The organism is Arthrobacter sp. 05L44, assembly GCF_056397605.1.
The window spans coordinates 185,082-203,053 of sequence record NZ_JBFTNS010000002.1 but is presented as its reverse complement, the minus strand read 5'-3'; the positions used below and the strand labels follow the sequence as shown (position 1 = coordinate 203,053).

At 67.9% G+C, this 17,972-nt stretch carries 19 protein-coding genes and 1 riboswitch; of the genes, 14 read left to right on the top strand and 5 right to left on the bottom strand.

The annotated features are described in order from the left end of the window. Nucleotides 1–13: 13 nt before the first annotated feature. The 3 genes from AC1DHY_RS06210 to cycA are packed head-to-tail and all read right to left on the bottom strand — an operon-like array spanning nt 14 to nt 3,307. Nucleotides 14–895 (bottom strand): methylenetetrahydrofolate reductase, encoded by an 882-nt coding sequence (locus tag AC1DHY_RS06210; RefSeq protein ID WP_476879066.1) that lies wholly within the window; start codon nt 893–895, stop codon nt 14–16. A gap of 34 nt (nt 896–929) precedes the next feature. Next, nucleotides 930–1,841: a formyltetrahydrofolate deformylase gene (gene purU / locus AC1DHY_RS06205; protein WP_476879065.1), complete on the bottom strand. Its 912-nt coding sequence runs from the start codon at nt 1,839–1,841 to the stop codon at nt 930–932. Then, entirely contained in the window at nt 1,838–3,307 is a 1,470-nt protein-coding gene (cycA, locus tag AC1DHY_RS06200) for a D-serine/D-alanine/glycine transporter (RefSeq protein WP_476879064.1), read from the bottom strand. Before cycA ends, purU begins: the two co-directional genes overlap by 4 nt. Nucleotides 3,308–3,460: 153 nt before the next feature. Then, nucleotides 3,461–3,558: riboswitch (glycine riboswitch) on the bottom strand. A 319-nt stretch (nt 3,559–3,877) separates the two neighbouring features. Here cycA and AC1DHY_RS06195 point away from each other — a divergent pair. Next, nucleotides 3,878–4,381 (top strand): DinB family protein, encoded by a 504-nt coding sequence (locus tag AC1DHY_RS06195; RefSeq protein ID WP_476879063.1) that lies wholly within the window; start codon nt 3,878–3,880, stop codon nt 4,379–4,381. Between the two features lie 13 nt (nt 4,382–4,394). On the opposite strand, the gene AC1DHY_RS06190 is transcribed toward AC1DHY_RS06195, so the two are convergent. After that, a complete protein-coding gene (locus AC1DHY_RS06190; RefSeq protein ID WP_476879074.1) occupies nt 4,395–5,144 on the bottom strand; it encodes a lipoate--protein ligase family protein in 750 nt (249 codons plus the stop codon). Nucleotides 5,145–5,160: 16 nt separating this feature from the next. Between AC1DHY_RS06190 and AC1DHY_RS06185 the strand changes: the two genes are divergently transcribed. Continuing rightward, entirely contained in the window at nt 5,161–5,544 is a 384-nt protein-coding gene (locus AC1DHY_RS06185) for a DUF2177 family protein (protein ID WP_476879062.1), read from the top strand. A gap of 19 nt (nt 5,545–5,563) precedes the next feature. Here AC1DHY_RS06185 and AC1DHY_RS06180 read toward each other — a convergent pair whose 3' ends face one another. Continuing rightward, nucleotides 5,564–6,367 (bottom strand): thioesterase family protein, encoded by an 804-nt coding sequence (locus AC1DHY_RS06180; RefSeq protein WP_476879061.1) that lies wholly within the window; start codon nt 6,365–6,367, stop codon nt 5,564–5,566. Between the two features lie 124 nt (nt 6,368–6,491). Between AC1DHY_RS06180 and AC1DHY_RS06175 the strand changes: the two genes are divergently transcribed. From AC1DHY_RS06175 to AC1DHY_RS06120, 12 genes are all read left to right on the top strand, one after another. Then, nucleotides 6,492–7,199: an endonuclease/exonuclease/phosphatase family protein gene (locus AC1DHY_RS06175; RefSeq protein ID WP_476879073.1), complete on the top strand. Its 708-nt coding sequence runs from the start codon at nt 6,492–6,494 to the stop codon at nt 7,197–7,199. Between the two features lie 92 nt (nt 7,200–7,291). Then, nucleotides 7,292–8,557 (top strand): alkaline phosphatase family protein, encoded by a 1,266-nt coding sequence (locus AC1DHY_RS06170; protein ID WP_476903329.1) that lies wholly within the window; start codon nt 7,292–7,294, stop codon nt 8,555–8,557. Then, on the top strand, nt 8,554–9,714 hold the full coding sequence (locus AC1DHY_RS06165; RefSeq protein ID WP_476903328.1) for an alkaline phosphatase family protein: 1,161 nt from the start codon (nt 8,554–8,556) through the stop codon (nt 9,712–9,714). Before AC1DHY_RS06170 ends, AC1DHY_RS06165 begins: the two co-directional genes overlap by 4 nt. After that, a complete protein-coding gene (locus AC1DHY_RS06160; protein ID WP_476879058.1) occupies nt 9,711–10,469 on the top strand; it encodes a phosphatase PAP2 family protein in 759 nt (252 codons plus the stop codon). Before AC1DHY_RS06165 ends, AC1DHY_RS06160 begins: the two co-directional genes overlap by 4 nt. 10 nt (nt 10,470–10,479) lie before the next feature. Further along, nucleotides 10,480–11,226: a DedA family protein gene (locus AC1DHY_RS06155; RefSeq protein ID WP_476879057.1), complete on the top strand. Its 747-nt coding sequence runs from the start codon at nt 10,480–10,482 to the stop codon at nt 11,224–11,226. A 4-nt stretch (nt 11,227–11,230) separates the two neighbouring features. Next, nucleotides 11,231–11,905, top strand: a complete 675-nt coding sequence (locus AC1DHY_RS06150; protein WP_476879056.1) for a response regulator transcription factor — start codon at nt 11,231–11,233, stop codon at nt 11,903–11,905. Nucleotides 11,906–11,912: 7 nt separating this feature from the next. Next, nucleotides 11,913–12,911 carry a sensor histidine kinase gene (locus AC1DHY_RS06145; protein WP_476879055.1) on the top strand — a complete coding sequence of 333 codons (999 nt, stop codon included), beginning with the start codon at nt 11,913–11,915 and terminating at the stop codon, nt 12,909–12,911. 104 nt (nt 12,912–13,015) lie between these two features. Next, nucleotides 13,016–14,170, top strand: coding sequence for a cation:proton antiporter (locus tag AC1DHY_RS06140; protein ID WP_476903327.1), 1,155 nt, complete (start codon nt 13,016–13,018; stop codon nt 14,168–14,170). 241 nt (nt 14,171–14,411) lie between these two features. Further along, on the top strand, nt 14,412–15,299 hold the full coding sequence (locus AC1DHY_RS06135; protein WP_476903326.1) for an esterase/lipase family protein: 888 nt from the start codon (nt 14,412–14,414) through the stop codon (nt 15,297–15,299). Between the two features lie 77 nt (nt 15,300–15,376). Next, nucleotides 15,377–16,852, top strand: coding sequence for a DUF5129 domain-containing protein (locus tag AC1DHY_RS06130; RefSeq protein WP_476903325.1), 1,476 nt, complete (start codon nt 15,377–15,379; stop codon nt 16,850–16,852). Nucleotides 16,853–16,937: 85 nt separating this feature from the next. Further along, nucleotides 16,938–17,315 carry a cupin domain-containing protein gene (locus tag AC1DHY_RS06125; protein ID WP_476879947.1) on the top strand — a complete coding sequence of 126 codons (378 nt, stop codon included), beginning with the start codon at nt 16,938–16,940 and terminating at the stop codon, nt 17,313–17,315. Nucleotides 17,316–17,369: 54 nt separating this feature from the next. Then, a complete protein-coding gene (locus tag AC1DHY_RS06120) occupies nt 17,370–17,927 on the top strand; it encodes a dihydrofolate reductase family protein (RefSeq protein WP_476879946.1) in 558 nt (185 codons plus the stop codon). Nucleotides 17,928–17,972: the final 45 nt, after the last annotated feature.

The following is a 17,972-nucleotide window of genomic DNA, read 5'->3' as shown; positions in this document are numbered from 1 at the left end:
CCCGCCGGCGCGGTCATGGCTGCCGCTCCACCGGCGCCGCCGTTCCAGAAGCCGCCGTTACGCCGGCGCCGGCGGCGGCGTACGGTTCCAGATTGTTGAATGTATAGAGGTGGACGCCCGCCAGGGCCGGCTGCGCCGCCGACAATTCGGCCACGAGGCGGCTGGGCGAGTAGTTGCCGCCGTCGAGGAGCCGCCGGGCCAGCGGGCCCTTGCGGCTGATGAACCGCAGGGACGGTCCCACCCCGATCTTGGTCGCCAGCGAAATGAGCTTGGTCCGGGGAACGGACCCGGCGACGCCGGCCCACACCGGAAGGGTAACGCCTTCGCGGCGGAGCAACTCGACATACCAGCTGATCCGGGCCGCCGAGAAGCACATCTGCGTCACCACGCTGGTAGCGAGGTGCTGTTTTTCCAGCAGCGCATCCAGCATGTAGAGCTGGCTTTGCCCGGGATGCCCTTCCGGGTACCCGGCAACGCCGGCGGACATGGCCCCGCCGGACAAATCGGCGATGTCCTCCAGGAGCCGTGCACTGTTCTGGTACGGGCCGGCCGGCTGCGCGGCATCACCGCCGACGGCAAAAACCTCGTTGATCCCGGCGGTTCGGCACTCGGTAAGGATGCCGGCCAGTTGCGCACGGCTTTCAAGGCTCCTCGCTGCCAGGTGCGGGACTACGCTGTGGCCGAGCCGGCGCAGCTGGACGGCCGTTTCCAGGGTGGGTTGGACACCGTGATGGGGAAGGCAGGTCACGGTCAGTGCCGTTCCCGGCGCGAGTCCGGCCTGGACTCTGGTGACGATGCCGGAGGTGGGAATGATTTCCAGCCGCGCTGGCAGTGTTGTGTCCGGCTGGGCGGGCGGGGCATGGGACGCGGTTGACAGAGGAAGGTGGGTCTTCACAGGGAACTCCAGAATTTGGGCAGGCGGGCGCGGGTCAGCGCAGGATGACGGTGCGGTTCCCTGAGAGGATGATGCGCCCCTCGGAGTGCCAGCGGACGGCGTTCGTCAGGGCCTTGCATTCGGCGTCCCGGCCCACGGCGACGAGGTCCTCCGGGGTATAGGTGTGGTCCACCTCGATGACCTGCTGGGCGATGATTGGCCCCTCATCCAGTTCCGAGTTCACATAGTGCGCCGTGGCCCCGACAGTCTTGACGCCGCGGGCGTAAGCCTGGTGGTAGGGCTTGGCTCCTTTGAAGCTCGGCAGGAAGGAGTGGTGGATGTTGATGGCCCTGCCGGCGAGCCTGGCCGTGAGGTTGTCGCTGAGGACTTGCATGTACCGGGCGAGGACCACCAGTTCCACGTTGTACGCCTCCACCAGGTCCAGGAGCGTTGCTTCTGCCTCCGGTTTGGTCGCGGGGCTGACGGGCACGTGGTGGAAGGGGATCCCGTGCCAGGTGACCAGGCCCTCGTGGTCCGGGTGGTTGGACACGACGGCGACAATCTCGACCGGGAGTTCACCGATCCTGGCGCGGAAGAGAAGATCGTTCAGGCAGTGCCCGTATTTGGAGACCATAACGAGGATCCGCTGCTTCCGGCCGTGGCGTTCCAGCCGCCAGGTCATCGCCCACTCGGCGGCGACCGGCGCGAAATCCTGCCGGAGCTCCTCGACGTCCGCCGCGGTGCCGGTTGAGACGAAGTGCACGCGCATAAAGAAGTGCTCCACGAGCCGGTCGCCGAACTGCTTGATGTCCACAATGTTGCAGCCGTGGTCCAGGAGGAATTTGGACACGGCGTTGATGATGCCGGGTGATTCGGCGCAGTCGAGGGTGAGGACGAACTCGGCGCCGGGCTCTTCCCGCTGTTCAGTTGCGGGGCCGCCGGGCTGTGGGGTTGCTGCGGTGCTCACTGGCTCTCCACCTTCCGGGATCCGGCAGCTTCATCCTGCTCGGACTGGAGTTCGGCCTTGAAGGCCTCGTAACGGGCCAGGTGCACCGGACGGCGGCGCAGGACCAGCCATGCGGCGCCGAGGATGATGAACCAGACCGGCGTCACCAGCAGGGCCGACAACGTGTCCGGCTGCGTGGTCAGCGTCCAGAGCACGAAGGCGAAGAAGGCGAAGACGACCCAGACCATGGGCACGCCGCCGGGCATCTTGAACTTCGAGGCATCGTGCAGCTGCGGGCGGCGCCTGCGGAAGGCCAGGTAGCTGGCCAGGATGATGGACCACACGAAGACGAAGCAGACGGCGGACACGGTTGTAACCATTTCGAAGGCCTTGCCGATGTTCTCCCCCGCGTACATCAGCACGACGCCGGAGAGCAGCAGCACGCACGAGAGGAACAAGGCGTTCTGCGGAACCTTGCGGCGGGACAGCGCTGCGAAGGGGGCGGGGGCGTCACCTTCCTGGGCGAGGCCGTAGACCATGCGGGAGGTGGAGTAAATCCCGGAGTTGGCCGAGGACATGGCCGAGGTCAGGACCACCAGGTTGACCACGGTGGCGGCGGCGCCGAGACCGGCCAGGGAGAACATGGCGATGAACGGGCTGTGTCCGGCGGCGAACTGGGTCCACGGCGTGACCGACATCAGGATGATAAGTGCGCCGACGTAGAACAGCAGGACACGGATCGGAATGGAGTTGATGGCCCGCGGCAGGTTTTTCTCGGGGTCCTTGGCCTCGGCTGCGGTGGTGCCGACCAGTTCGATGCCGACGAAGGCGAAGACGGCGATCTGGAAGCCGGCCACAAAGCCCATGAACTCGTTCGGGAAGAACCCGCCGTGGCTCCAGAGGTTGCTGAAAGTCGCCGGTCCGGCGTCGGAGCTGAACCCGCTGAAGATCATAAACAGGCCCACCACAATCAACGCCGCTATCGCGACGATCTTGATCAGCGCGAACCAGAATTCGGTCTCGCCGAAGGCCTTGACGGTGGTCAGGTTCAGCAGCAGCAGGATCGCGATGGTGACCAGGCCCGGAATCCAGAGGGGCAGGCCGGGCCAGAGCTCCTGGGAGTACCCGGCAATGGCAATAACGTCGGCAATGCCGGTGATCACCCAGCAGAACCAGTACGTCCAGCCGGTGAAGAAGCCCGCCCACGGGCCCAGCAGATCGGCGGCGAAATCGCTGAAGGACTTGTAGTGCAGGTTGGAGAGCAACAGTTCGCCCATGGCCCGCATGACGAAGAACAGCATGAAGCCGATGATCATGTAGACGAAAATGACCGAGGGGCCGGCCGCGGAGATGGTCTTGCCCGAGCCCATAAACAGGCCCGTGCCGATGGCGCCGCCGATCGCGATGAGCTGGATGTGCCGGTTGCTGAGCTGCCGCTCGAGGTGGGGAGCTTCAACCATGGTGGAAGGTGGTCGCTGAATCGTCATAAGGAACTCCATCGTTCAAGTGGCTGGTGCCACGATGATTCGGGTTCCTCCCCGCTCTGTCTTGGACCTGAGAGTTTCCGCGTACCTGCCCCCGCAGGAACCGCTTGCACCGTCGGTGAGCCGGGAAATGATCCGGCTGCTTTCCAGAGTTGCCTCGCCGCGGCGGTACGTGGGCCTGAGAGATTCCTGGGGAGGATTTGCTCCTACGGCGCCTGCTGCATGTACCGGCAGGACTCTCCCGCCGCAGATCATAGGCTTGTTTACTTATAGGGGGTGACGCGGCGCTGCGGAGGGTGGCTCCGGGCAAGAACGCGTCGTCATGGTTGCCGTGCCCTGGCTCGGGCCGGTAACCGCCAAACATGATCGCCGGGACCTCCTCGGAAGGATTGTCCGGCGGATTCAGTGTGGGATGGATCACGCCGGAAAGTCAAACCGCCGGATTTGTGACGCAGCCCGCGTTCCGGCGCTACCCGCCGGTAGGTCCTCCGGGCGGATAGCACCGGCCGGGCCGGAGGGGCCGCAGGGGCCGCAGGGGCCGGTGCCGGGCCGGGTGCTATTAGGATGTGGCCTATGAGCCATCACCCCAGCACGGAGCCCGGTATTTTCGCGGCGGATCTGCGGACGCAGTTCGACGCGTTCCTCGACGAACACCGGGCCGCGCTGCACGATTGCCTGGACGGAATGACCGAACAGGAGGCCCGCGCGTCCCTGGTCCCCTCCCGCACCACGCTGCTGGGGCTGGTCAAGCACGCCACGTTCGTGGAGAAGGTCTGGTTCGACGAGGCCATCACCCGCCGCAGCCGGCAGGACATCGGTATTCCGGCCACCCCGGACGAGTCCTTCATCCTGGCTGCCGATGACTCGATCGCCGGCGTCCAGGCCGCGTACCGGGAAGCCTGCGCCCAGTCGCGTGAGCGCGCCGCACCCCTGGGCCTGGACCACCTGGTGACCGGAAACAGGCGCGGCCCGCTGCCGCTGCGGTGGGTTTACCTGCACCTGTTGCGGGAACTGGCCCAGCACTGCGGGCACGCCGATATCCTGCGCGAACAGCTCCTGGCCGCCCGCCCAGCGTGAGCCGTCTCGGCCGTTAGGGCAGCAGGGCGCCGAAGTCGCCGTCGTCGAGCGTGGCGTACCGGGCGTAGGCGGCCAGTACGGCTGCCTCCACGGCGGGCACGTCCAGGCCCGGGACCAGGTCATCGGCGGCGCCGGCGGTGGCCGGGTCCCAGTCAAGGCCCAGCGCGGCGTAACTCGCCTCGAGGACTGCCCTGATGGGCGCGGAGTTCTCCACGATGATCACGGAGCTGAACAGCCAGCCGCCGGCCACCACTCGCTGGGCGGTGCCGACCAGCTTGATGGGGTGCTCCGGGACCAGGGGATCCCGGCCGTGGACACTGAATTCGCCCGGGCAGTACTCCCCCGGAATCTCGCCGACAGCGGCCGCCACCCCGGCGTCGCGCAGGGCCTGCGCCAGCAGCTCGCCGAAGAGGGAGAACCGGCCTTTGGCCCCGGCAATCGCGTCAGCATGGGGCTCCAGGTGGTCGATCACCAGGGTGCCCTCGTGGTACGCGGCGGCCCTGCCCCCGGCCTTCCGGACCAGCGGTTCGAAACCAAGTTCCCGGCAGGCCAGGGTGGCGGCGTCAAAGCCAGGCAAGTGGGTGTCACGCTGGCCGAACGCCACCGTGGGGGCGGGCCGGTAGAGCCGCAGCAGGGGGACCAGGGACCCGGTCTTGACCCGCTGCAGAAGGGTCAGGGCGAAGTCGAGGTCCGCCGCCGGGCCGAGGGAGTGATCCTGCCGGAACACCGTCAGGTTCCGGGGTCCCGCCGCGGCCTGCTGCATGTTGTTATGCTCCCTTATGGTCATTCTGCAATTCCTGGTGGTAGCCGCCGCGTTCGCCGTCATCGACGCCGTCTGGCTCAAGTCGATGAACAAGTTCTACCGCCGGCACTTGGGCCACCTGATGTCGGACAAGCCCCATCTAGGGTACGCCGTGGTGTTCTACGTGCTGTACATCGCCGGGATCCTCTTCTTTGCCCTCCGGCCCGCGCTCGACGGCGGCAGCTGGCTGACGGCGCTGGGTTACGGCGCCGCGCTGGGCGGCTTCGCCTATGCAACCTATGACCTCACCAACGCCGCCACCCTGAAAAACTGGCCGCTGGCGATCGTGGTCGCGGACATCCTCTGGGGCGCGTTCCTGACCGGCCTGGCCACCGTCGTCGGCTGGCTCGTTTTCCACTAGCCGGCGCCGCGGCCGCCGGTCAGCTCTTCCGCAGCGTCAGGATCTGTTCGGCTCGCCCGAACGGTCCCGTGAGGTCGTGCAGCACGGTGGAGGTCAGGCCGATGCCGTCCGTACCGAAGGAGACCTCGTTGTCCAGGCCAAGCCACTCGCCCTCGGGCCGCCGGTACATGTGGATCTGGAGGTCCAGGTTGGGGAACGCGTAGCTGCCCTTTCCCGGCGGAACCCGGGCGGCAATGCCGTTGGCCGTATCCACCAGTCCGATCAGCCGGGCGAGGTCGCTGCTGTCCGCCCGGTCGGTCAGCGGGTAGTCGGTGTGCAGCCAGACGGTTCCGGAACCGGCACGGTGCCCCTCGGCGATCCGCATGCTCAGGGAGGCGATGTACCCGCCGGGCCAGACCGTGGCGGCGTCGTACGGCTCGCAATTCTCCGGTGCCGGGATCCGCGGATCTTCAAACGCGGCGACAGCCGAGGTATCGGAGGTCACCATCCGCCAGGCCGTCGCCCGGATGGCCACGCGGCCGCCGGCAACCAACTCGGCCTGCAGCAGTTCGATGGTGCGGCCGGGGCGCAGCGTGGTGGTGGTGACCTCGAATTCGCCGCCGGGGATGAGGCCGAGGATCTCATAGCTGATGCGGGCCATGCGCATGTCATCGCGCGGCTCGTGCCGGGCCAGGCAGTCGGCCATAATGCCCGACGCCGGTGCCATGTGCTGTTCGTGCTCGTTCCAGGCGCCCTGGGCGTGGACGGTGGAGCGGAAACGCCCGCCGCCGAGCACCTCGTAGTAGAAATCGCCCTCGGCCAGCACCGGTAATTCAGCAGTCAACGTCGACCCTTTCGCAGCAACAATCAGAGAATCCCCACCACCCTATCGCCTCCTCCCCCGGCCGGACTGGGTAGACTCGGGATCAGGCTTACCCCGACTATCGTGCGAAGAGGTGCTCCCCCTGATCCGAGTAATCAGCTACAACCTCCGGAAACACAAGGCCAGCGGCGAACTGGAAGCCCTGGCCAGCGGCTATGCAATCGATGCGCTCTGCCTCCAGGAGTGCGACACCGAAGACCTGCCGGACAGCATCGGCGACCTTCAGCTGGCGGACGCCACGCGAGGCAACCGGCTGGGCCTGGCCATCTACTACCGCCAGGACCGTTTCACCGCCTACGAGACCAAGACCTTCGCGCTGAAGAAATCCCTGCACGACCGGGTCCTGGCACCAGCACACGAACGGCTGATCGGCACCCGGGTGGTGGACAACCAAACAGACCATGACCTGGTGATCGCCTCCTTCCACGCCGCGCCGCTTACGGCCTCGAACTCCCTGCGCCGGAACCAGATCCACGCCGCGCACGGGGAACTGCTGAGCATGGGCGGCGGGCCGATGACGCTGATGGTGGGCGACTTCAACTATCCGTTCTTCACCAAGTACCTGACGGAGCAGATGAAGGACGCGGGCTACGAACTCTCGCTCAGCGACCGGAGGACCTACACCCGGTACAAGGTGTTCAAGGGCCACTTTGATTTCGCCACGTCCCAGGGCCTGATGATTGACAACGTCGAAACGCTGCCCCGCGGCGCCTCCGACCACCTGCCCATCCTCATCACGGCGGAGTACGGGCAGGACGCCAAGGGCGCCACCGGGGTGAGCGGCGCGGCCTGAGCCACTCGGGCTGCTAAACACCCGGTTAACTGTTCATGAACGGGCCAACAAACGGCCCGGACCCGTGATCTTTTCGTGATCTACTTTTGGGCGTGAACTTAACTCGACGTCACTTTATGACCGCCGCCCGGACCGTCGCGGCCACCGCCCTCGCCACCGGGGGCGCGGCCCGTGCGGCCCAGACGGCAGCGGCCCTGCCGACGCCGGCAGGCTCCGGAATCGAGCACATCATCGTGGTGATGATGGAGAACCGCTCCTTTGACCACTTCCTGGGCTGGATGCCCGGCGCGGACGGCAAACAGTCCGGGCTCAGCTTCACGGACCGCTACGGGATCCCGCATGCGACCCATCACCTGACGGACTTCCAGGGCTGCGGCCATCCTGACCCGGACCACTCCTACGAGGGCGGCCGGATCCAGTACAACGGCGGCAAGAACAACGGCTGGCTCCTGGCCGGCGAGAACGACGAGTTCGCCGTCGGCTACTACGACGCCGCCGACCTCGACTTCTGGCGGCAGGCCGGCCCGGACTGGACCGTCTGCGACCGGTACTTCGCGGCGACCATGGCCGAGACCTATCCCAACCGCTTCTACCAGCACTCCGCGGCCACGGACCGGATCCATAACTCGACCGTCACGTCCACCCTGCCCACCATCTGGGACCGGCTGGCCGCCGCCGGCGTCGCCGGCAAGTACTACTACGGCGACATCCCCTTCACCGCGCTGTGGGGCACCAAGTACCAGGGCATCTCACACCACTACTCGGAGTTCCTCACGGACTGCTCGGCGGGGACGCTGCCGGCGGTGTCGTTCGTCGACCCGCGGTTCACCGACGAGGGCTCCGGCACCTCGGGTGATGACCACCCCCACGCGGACATCCGCTCCGGCGAGACGTTCCTCGCCGAGGTCTACAACGCTGTCACCAGCGGACCGAGCTGGGCCAACACTCTGCTGGTGGTCAACCACGACGAGTGGGGTGGCTTCTTCGACCACGTCGCACCGGCCGCCGCCCCCGACACCAGCGCCGCCACCGCGCTGCGCGGCTTCCGGGTCCCCTCCGTGGTGATCTCCCCGCGTGCCCGGCGCCGGTACGTGGCGCACGACGTCTACGACCACACCTCGGTCCTCAAGGCGATCGAATGGCGCTGGAACCTGCCCCCGCTGACCCCGCGCGACACCGCGGCCCGCAACATCGCCGAAGTCCTGGACTTCGGGACACCGCCCAACCTGGCCGCCCCCAAGTACCTCGTGCCGCCCTTCGCCGCCGGGCCGGCCTGCACTCCCGTAGGACCGCCGGCGGCCGAGGAATGGTCCGGCCTGAAACAGAAAGCCCTCGCCGACGGATGGAAGCTCCCGTGAACACCACCACCGCACCGCCCGCCACCGCGCAGCCCCGCGGCCGCAGCCGCCGCTACCTCCGGAGGGCCGCTGCGGCCGCGCTGGTGCTGCTCGGCGCCGCGGCACTCAGCTACGGGCCCCCGTCCGCGACGGCAGGCACACCGGCAAACGCCGCGGCTCCCGCAACGGCCGCCGCAGGCAGTTACCTGCCCGGCGCCAAGCACGTCTTTGTGATCAACCTGGAAAACAAGGGGTATGACGAAACATGGGGACCGGCGTCGGCCGCGCCCTACCTTTCGCAGACGCTCCGGAGCCAGGGTGTGCTGTTGAACCAGTACTTCGGCACGGCCCACAACTCGCAGCCCAACTACGTGGCCCAGATTTCCGGGCAGGGCCCAAACCCCCAGATGCAGGCCGACTGCCAGAGCTACACGCCGTTCACCGGCACCGGCACGGCCAGCCCCGGCCAGGCCGTGGGTGACGGGTGCGTCTTCCCGGCCAGCGTGCCCACGGTCGCCGGCCAGCTGAAGGCCGCCGGCAAGACGTGGAAGGGATACATGGAGGACATGGGAACCCCGTGCCGGCACCCCGCCCTGGGCGCCGTTGACGACACCCAGAAAGCCAAAGTCGGGGACCAGTACGCGGCCCGCCACAACCCCTTCGTCTACTTCGCCGGGATCACGGGCTCGCCCGATTGCGCTGCCAACGACGTCGACCTCACATCCCTGAAAACGGACCTCGCCTCCGCCGCCTCCACCCCAAACCTGTCCATGATCACCCCCAACCTCTGCCACGACGGCCACGACTCCCCCTGCGTCGATGGACAGCCGGGCGGCCTGGCCAGCGCCGACGCGTGGCTCAAGCAGTGGGTGCCCGCCATCACCTCCTCCCCCGCGTTCAAACAGGACGGGGTCCTGGTGATCACCTTCGACGAATCGGACGGACCGCAGAGTGACGCCAGTGCGTGCTGCGGCGAGGGCCCGGGACCGAATTCCGCGCTGCCGGGCATCACGGGCCCCGGCGGCGGCCGGGTGGGCGCACTGGTGCTCTCGCCCTTCACCAAGGGCGGCACCTGGTCCACCACGCCCTACAACCACTACAGCCTGCTGGCCAGCATCCAAGACACCTTCGGCCTGCCGTACCTGCCCCCCCCACCACCGAGCCGGAGGATTCGATGACTGGACCTGCCCCTGAGGACCGCCTAGCACCACCCAGCTTCCCGGTGGGCCCGCCCGCCGCCGGGCTGCGCTTCCGGGCACTCCCGCAGGTCCGCCACTGGCTCCTGGTGGGCCTGCTCCTTTGCGCCGCCGTGATCGCCCTGGGCCTGACCGTTCAGCTGGTGCCGGGCGACACCCAGGCCGAGCTAAGTGTGGACCAGGGCCTCAGCCAGCACCACGCCGCGGCGCTGACCGCGCTCGCCATGGGCATCAGTGTGCTGTTCGGCCCGCTGCCCGGGCTGGTGCTGATCGGCGCCATCGCGCTCTGCGTCCTGCTGTTCCGCCGCGACCTCGTCACGGCTGTGGCGTTCGGCCTGGTTGCCTGCTCCGGCTGGGCGGCGAGCGAGGTCTTCAAACTCCTGATCGCCCGCCACCGGCCCGATCAGGCCCAGCTGTTCGATCCGCTGGCCCCCGAGTCAGGAACGGACAGCTTCCCCTCCGGCCACGTCTCCTTCGCCGTCGCCCTCGCCTTCGCGCTCTACTTCCTGGCCCGCGGCACCCGCTGGTCCAAGGTGGCCGCCTACGCCGGCGCCGCCATGGCCCTCGTGGTTGCCTGGTCACGCCTATACATCGGGGTCCACTACCCCACTGACGTCACAGGCTCGTTCCTGGCCGCAGGAGCTGCAGTCGTTCTGCTCTCCGGACTCTGGAACCGCTTCGCGCCGCGGCTTGTCGACAGGCTGCCCGCCGCCGTCGTCCGCGCACACCGACCCTAAGGACGTGACCATGCACAGCATTTTGACCACCGGGCTGGCCCCGGCCCTGGCGGCCGCGGCCGGCACGCCGTCCCTGCTGGACCCGGCCAGCCTGCTCGCCGGGCTCGGACCCGCCGCCCTCGGCGTCATCGCCGCCATGGTGTTTGTGGAGTCCGGCGTCCTGTTCCCGTTCCTGCCCGGCGATTCCCTGCTCTTCACCGCCGGACTGCTGCACCAGCAGCTCCACCTGACATTGCCCGTGCTGATCGGCGTCGTCACCGCTGCCGCCGTGGCGGGCGACCAGGTCGGCTACATGCTGGGGCGCACCTTCGGCCGACGGTGGTTCAAAGATGACGCACGGATCCTCAAGACCGCCCACCTGGCAACCACCGAGGAGTTCTTCCGCCGGCACGGTGGTGCCGCCGTCGTACTTGCCCGGTTTGTGCCCATGGTCCGGACGTTCGCCCCGCTGACGGCCGGCATCGGCCGCTACGGGTACAAGGCCTTCACGCTCTGGAACATCGTCGGGGCGTTCGCGTGGGCGGTGTCCGTGACCCTGCTCGGTACCTGGCTGGGCCACTACGAGATCATCGCCAAGAACATCGACGTCATCGCCGTCGTTATGGTCCTCGTCTCGGTCGTTCCCTGGATCATCCAACTGCTCAAGCGCCGCCGCCAGAACCGGCGCGACGCCGCGGATGCCGGTGGCACGCCGGCCGCGGACGGCGGCGACACGGGCGACGTCGAACCCAACCGGGAGCTGGCCGCGAAAGAATAGCCGCATGACAGTCACTGACCGGCCCGCCCTCCTGCTCGTCGAGGACGACCCCGTCCTGGGACCGCTGATCGCCGAACTGCTGGAACCGGACTACCGCGTGCGCCTGGCCGCCAACGGCCAGGACGGCCTGCACCTGGGCCTCACCGAGCCGTGGGACGTGCTGGTGATCGACCGCGGCCTGCCCGGGATGGACGGGATAGCCGTGATCGCGGCCCTGCGGTCCAAGGGAATCGCCACGCCCATCCTGATCCTGACTGCGCTGGCGGAGCCGGACGAGAAGGTCCGCGGGCTGGATGCCGGCGCCAACGACTACGTCACCAAACCCTTCGACGCCGGCGAGCTGGCCGCACGGCTGCGCGCACTGACCCGCAGCTACGCCCCGGCCGGCGGGCCGGTCACCATCGGCGGCTGGGAGCTGGACCCGTCCTCGCGCACTGTCCGCTCGGTGTACGGCGGGCTGGTGTCGCTGACGGCGAAGGAATCCGAACTCCTGGCAGCCCTGGCCGCCGAACCCGGCCGGGTGTTTACCCGCGACGAGCTCTTGGCCGCCCTGTTCGACCCCACGGACCAGCCCGGAGTGATCGACACCTACGTCCACCACCTCCGCCGCAAGATCACCCGGTCCGTCATCCGGACCGTCCACGGCGTCGGCTACCAGATCGGCGACGCCGATGACTAAGGAAGAGATGACACCAGGACCATCGCGCGGTGGAACCCCGGACCAGTCCACCCTGCGCAGGGCATCCCTGAAGGTGGCTGTGCGCATCAGTGCTGCCTGCGCCGTGATGGTCCTGGGCCTGCTCGCCGTAGCCGCCCTGTATCTGATGAACAAACTTGCCCGGCCGGAGCTGGTGCCCCCGGGCCCTGGCGGCACAACCTACGCCTACCTGGACTCGAAGGACCTGCTCGAGGCCATGATCGTTGCCGGAGTCGCCGGCATCGCGCTCGCCGGGCTGGTGGGGTGGCTCAGCGCCCGCAGCGCCATCCGGCCGCTGGGCGAAGCCCTGGCCCTGCAGCGCAGGTTCGTCCAGGACGCCAGCCACGAACTCCGCACCCCGCTCGCCATCCTGGATACCCGCATCCAGCTGGCGCAGCGCGGCGCAGAGCCGGAGTCAGCGGCGGCCAGGCAGCTGGCCCGGATCCGAGAGGACGCGGCAACACTCACCGGGATCGTCAACGAACTCCTGCTGGCGGCCACGGCCGACACCCCGGACCCGGCCGCCGAACCGGTGGATCTGGCCGACGTCGCGGCCTCCGTCGCCGAGAGCCTCGAGCAGCTGGCGGCCGCCGGCAACGTCAGCGTGGATTTCTCCGCCGTCGACCGTCCGCACGCCCGGATCGAACGGAACGCGCTGCGCCGTGCGGTGCTGGCACTCGCGGACAACGCCCTTGCCCACACTCCCCCGGGCGGCCGGGTCTCCATTTCAACCGAGGCCACGCCGCACCAGGCTGTTATCACCGTGGCGGACACCGGGACGGGGATCACCGGCGTCGATCAGGAGCGCATCTTCGACCGTTTTGTCCGGACGCCCGGGTCCGACGGCGCCGCACGCCAGCGGAGCTTCGGCATCGGCCTGTCCCTGGTCCGTGAAATTGCCATGGCTGCCGGCGGCACCGTTGAGGTTGCCCGGACGGGGGCCGACGGAACGGTTATGCAGATCATCCTTCCCCCGGCCGCACCCTAACTCCGACGCCGGGGCGCCCAGACGCGGGCACCCGAACGTCCGCGGGGCTACTCTCATTCCATGGCGAGAGAATGCAGGACGCGTGCCAGCCGGGCAGGCACCGGATGACGTTCCTGTCCCTGTCGCTGATCGCGGTGGTCGCGCTGGCCGGGCCGCTCCTCGCATTGCCGGCCCGCTGGCGGCTGCCCGTTGTCCTCGGCGAGCTGCTCGCCGGCGTGGTGATAGGCCGGACCGGCTTCTCCCTCGTCGATCCCGAAGACCCCACCCTCAGCCTCTTGGCCAGCATCGGCTTCGCACTGATGATGTTCGTCGCCGGAACCCACGTCCCGGTCCGGGACCCGGAAATCCGAGCGGCCCTGGGGAAGGGGTCGGCCCGGACCGCGCTGGCGGCCGCGGCGGCAGTGATCGTCGGCACGGGGGTGGGCCTGGCGTTCGGCACCGGCCATGCCCCGTTGTACGCCGTGCTCCTGGCGTCCTCGTCCGCGGCCCTGGTGCTCCCGATCGTCGACTCACTGCGCCTGCGCGGACCGGACGTCGTCGCCACGACAGCCCAGGTGGCCATTGCCGACATCGCCTGCATTCTCGCCCTGCCGCTGGCGGTGGACCCGCCGAATGCAGGACGCGCCGCCCTGGGGGCGCTCGCGGTGGGAGCCGCCGCCGTCGCCCTCTTCTTCGTGCTGCGAGCCCTGGAGCGAAACGGGACCCGGCAGCGGATGCACCGGTTGTCCGAGGACCGCAAGTTTGCCCTGGAGCTGCGGATCCAGCTGGCACTGCTGTTTGCCCTGGCCGGAGTGGCGAGCTTCGGCCACGTATCGGTGATGCTGGCGGGGTTCTCGTTCGGACTGGTGGTCTCCGCCGTCGGCGAACCCCGGCGCCTGGCCCGCCAGCTTTTTGCCGTGAGCGACGGCTTTCTTGGCCCCATCTTTTTCGTCTGGCTGGGCGCTTCCCTTAACCTGCGTGACCTCGCCGGGCATCCGGACATGGTCCTCCTGGGATTGTCGCTGGGGATCGGCACCCTTCTGCTCCATGCCGGCCTCAGGGTGTTCGGAATGCCGCTGCCGCTCGGCGTACTCTCCGCCGCCCAGCTGGGTGTGCCGGTGGCGGCAGCCAGCATCGGCACACAGCTCCATGTCCTGCAGCCCGGAGAGAACGCGGCCCTGCTCCTGGGCGCGCTGGTGACTATCGCCACGAGCGCTTGGGCGGGATCGCGGGCCGCCCGGGACTTCGCCCCGCCGTCCGGCGCCGCAGCCGTCGGCTAAGCCAGCGGAAACCGGAGGTGCGAAACGCGAAAACGTGCACCCTGGCCGCCCGGTTACCGGAAAGTAACCCCGTTCGGCCAAATAGGCGTGCACAAACGTGCAGAACCCTCTGAACGTCGCGCCATGGTCCCTACCGTGGAAAGGGTGGGCGTGAGTCAGGTCACAGTGGGGAAGGGCCGGCAACTCGCCTGCATCCATCAAGCCCCTCACCGTTGAGGGGCCCAACCTAAGAGGTAGTCCCGTGACCAAGCCCAATATTGCGTCCCGACCGGCCCGCGCAGTCGCCAAGTCCGCCGCGCTCGCAGCCATCGCCCTGCTCTGCGGATCCCTGGCGTCGGCCCCCGCGGCCACCGCAGACACTGTTGACGTCTCCCCGCCCGGGGCAAACGACTGGTCCTGCAAGCCCAGCGCGGCGCACCCCCGTCCCGTGATTCTCGTCCCGGGCACCTTTGAGAACATGGCGAAGAACTGGGCCACCATGGCGCCTGCCCTCAAGAACCAGGGCTACTGCGTCTATGCCCTCAATTACGGAGCGACCAACGGGATCGATGCCACCGGACCGGTCGCAGACTCCGCGGCCCAGCTTGCCCCGTTCGTGGACGCCGTGCTGGCCTCGACCGGAGCAAAGCAGGTGGACCTGGTGGGGCACAGCCAGGGCGGGATGATGCCCCGGTACTACCTGGGGTTCCTGAACGGGGCGAAAAAGGTCAACCAGCTGGTGGGCATCGCCCCGTCGAACCACGGGACCCAGGGACTGATTACACCGGCCCCGGGCTCCGTGCCGCCGGCAACGTCGGTTGGCGGCTCCAATTGCCAGGCCTGCGCCGACCAGCAGGCCGGCTCCGCGTTCCTGACCAAGCTGAACTCCATCGGAGACACCGTGGCCGGACCGGTGTACACCGTCATCTCCACCACGCACGATGAGGTGGTGACCCCGTACCAGAGCCAGTTCCTGGCCGGATCCGCGCAGAAGGTCACCAACATCACCATCCAGGACAAGTGCCCGGCGGATGTGATCGAGCACGACCAGACGCCGAACGACCCCGTGGTGCAGCGCCTCGTCTCCAACGCGCTGGGCCGGCCCGCCGGGCAGCCGGCGGATCCTGCGTACCGGCCAAGCTGCGTCTAACCGGGAACCGGGGGCTTCCGGGGGTTTTGGGGCTTCTGATCGTCGACGACGCCGGCAGCAGACACTAGTCTCTGACCATGGGGATCATCCGGAACGTCTTTGGCCACAAACCGCCTGCTGTACTAGTGCTGTTCACCGCCGTGGCGGGTCTCCTGCTGGGACCCGCCGCGGCGGCGTTCGCTGTTGCGCCGGTCGGCGTCGTCGTGGAGGACAAGGCCGGGGTCCTGGACCGCAATACGCTGCTCCCGGCCGTGCAGCAGATCGAGTTCTACCAGCCCACCACCGTCGCCATATATACGTACAACGGCAGCGCGGCGGACAATCTGAATGAGGAGGTCCTGCGCTTCGCCCGGGCGGAGCACCCGGACTGGATCAGCAAGGACGGCCAGAAATGGGCCGACGGCCTGTTCATCTTCGCGCTGGATCCGGTGGCCCGACACGTCGGGACCTACATGGGCGAAGACCGGAAGGTATCCCTGGAGCAGCGCACCGACATCCAGGACGCAGCCAAGGAACTGCTGCGCGACGCACAGTGGACGGACGGGACCATTGCCGGCATCCGCCGCGGCGCGGAGCTAATCAACCAGCCCTGGTACCGCTCCACCGCCTTCCTGGTCACCGCCTGGAGCGCCGCAGGAACGGTGGTTGCCGGTGCGGGCGCCTGGTTGCTGGTGCGGTGGCGCACCCGGGTGGGCAGCCGCAAGGAAATAGCCCGCGGTGACGCAAACTACTCCAACGTCAGCATGGACCTGCAGGTGACCGAGCTCAACGCGGGCACCATCCCGGCGTCCTCGCGCTACGGCAGCACGGTGCTGGAGAAACACCGCACCTTCCTGAGCCGCTATAAAGCCGCCACGGGCCTCGCCAACCAGGTACACGCGCTGACGTCCCGGGAACTATCGCGCAGTCCCGGCCTGGCGCTGGCCCGGGAGTACGCCGATGCGGCCGCGGAACTCGATGCCCTGGACGACGTCATCGCCGACACAAACGCCCTGCTGAACCGCGGGTCCACGTGGGCGACGGCGTGGGACCGTCAACTGGCACCGTTCCGCAGCGACCTGGCCGGCATTGAGGGCATGCTCGCCAAGGGCCACGGTGAAGGCGATTCCGCGACGGCCGCTTCCCTGCGGTCCTTCCGCGACGCCAGCCAGCGGGACATGGAACGCTGGACCGCAGACCTCGCGGACGGCACCATCACCCCTGAGACGGCGCTTGACCGCTTGCGCGACGCCAGGACTGAACTGTCCGGGCTGCTCAAGGCCCACGCCGACACGGTAATCGCGGGCTATGCACGCAATGACCGGGAGGCCGAGCTCATGCGGACGCAGATGGAGGAAGCGCAGGAAGGAACGGGGAAGAAGCAACGGCGCAGTTACGAGCCAAGCATCCTGGGCACGGTGTATCCGTCGTACTACTTTTTCTCGGTCCCCACCTTTAATACTGGGCTCAGCACCGGGGTTTCCAGCGTCAGCTCAGCCCGGGGCGGAAGCACCACGGGATACGGCGGCTCGGGCGGCAGTTTTTCCGGTTCCGGGAGCTCCTCCAGCTTCTAGGAAAGGTGTATCGACAACCGGCGGCCAACCGAGGATTCTTGGCTCCGTAAGCAGTTAAATTCCCTGAGCGAAAAGAGGGAGTGCAATGTCCACCAACGTTGTCACCCAGCTGCAAGTAAAATCCCACAATTCCCCTGATGAAAAGCGCCGGCCGGACAAGAGCGAGATCGACATCGTGTCGGTCGGCGACTACACCATCGGCCGGCTGAGTTTCGAGCCGGGATGGCGCTGGTCCGAATGCATCAAACCCGTGGTGAACACCGATTCCTGCCAGAACAGCCACGTTGGCTTCTGCGTGTCTGGCAAGCTGACTGTCGAGACCACCGACGGCGGCCGGATCGACATCGCCGCCGGCGACTCCTACACCATTCCGCCGGGCCACGACGCCTGGGTTGAAGGCGGCGATCCGTTCGTCGGGGTTGAGTTCCTGAGTGCGGCCGCCTACGCCAAATTACCGGACTAGGCACCACCCGCACGGCCCTTCCCGTAGCGGCGGGGCCACGGGTACGCTCGGGCCATGCGGAAGATCATCGTAGCGATGCAGGTTTCCCTGGACGGCTTCTTCGAGGGACCGGACGGCGACATTGGCTGGCACATGGTCGATGACGAACTCCACGGCTACTTTAACGACCAGCTAAGCACCATGGGGGCGTTCCTGGATGGCCGGGTCACCTACCAGCTGATGGCCGACTACTGGCCGACGGCGGACCAGGACCCGGACAGCTCACCGCGGGAGGTCGAGTTTGCCCGGATCTGGCGTGACATGCCGAAAATCGTCTACTCCCGGACCCTCCGGGAAGCCGGCTGGAACACCACGGTGGTGCGCGACGTCGTTGCGGAGGAGGTGCTGGCGCTCAAGGCCGAGCCCGGCGGGGACCTGGCGCTCGGCGGCGCGGAACTTGCAGACACTTTCCGCCGGCACGGACTGATCGACGAGTACTGGATCTTTGTCCATCCCGTCCTGCTGGGCCGGGGTAAGCCGTTGTTCAAGCCTGCGGAGGGCAGGACGGCAATGGCCCTCGCTGAAACCCGCAGGTTCGGCAACGGCGTGGTCCTGCTGCGGTACGGCAGCTAGGCGTTCAAAACACCAAAAGGCCGGCGGCCGGGTGCCCGAGGGCAA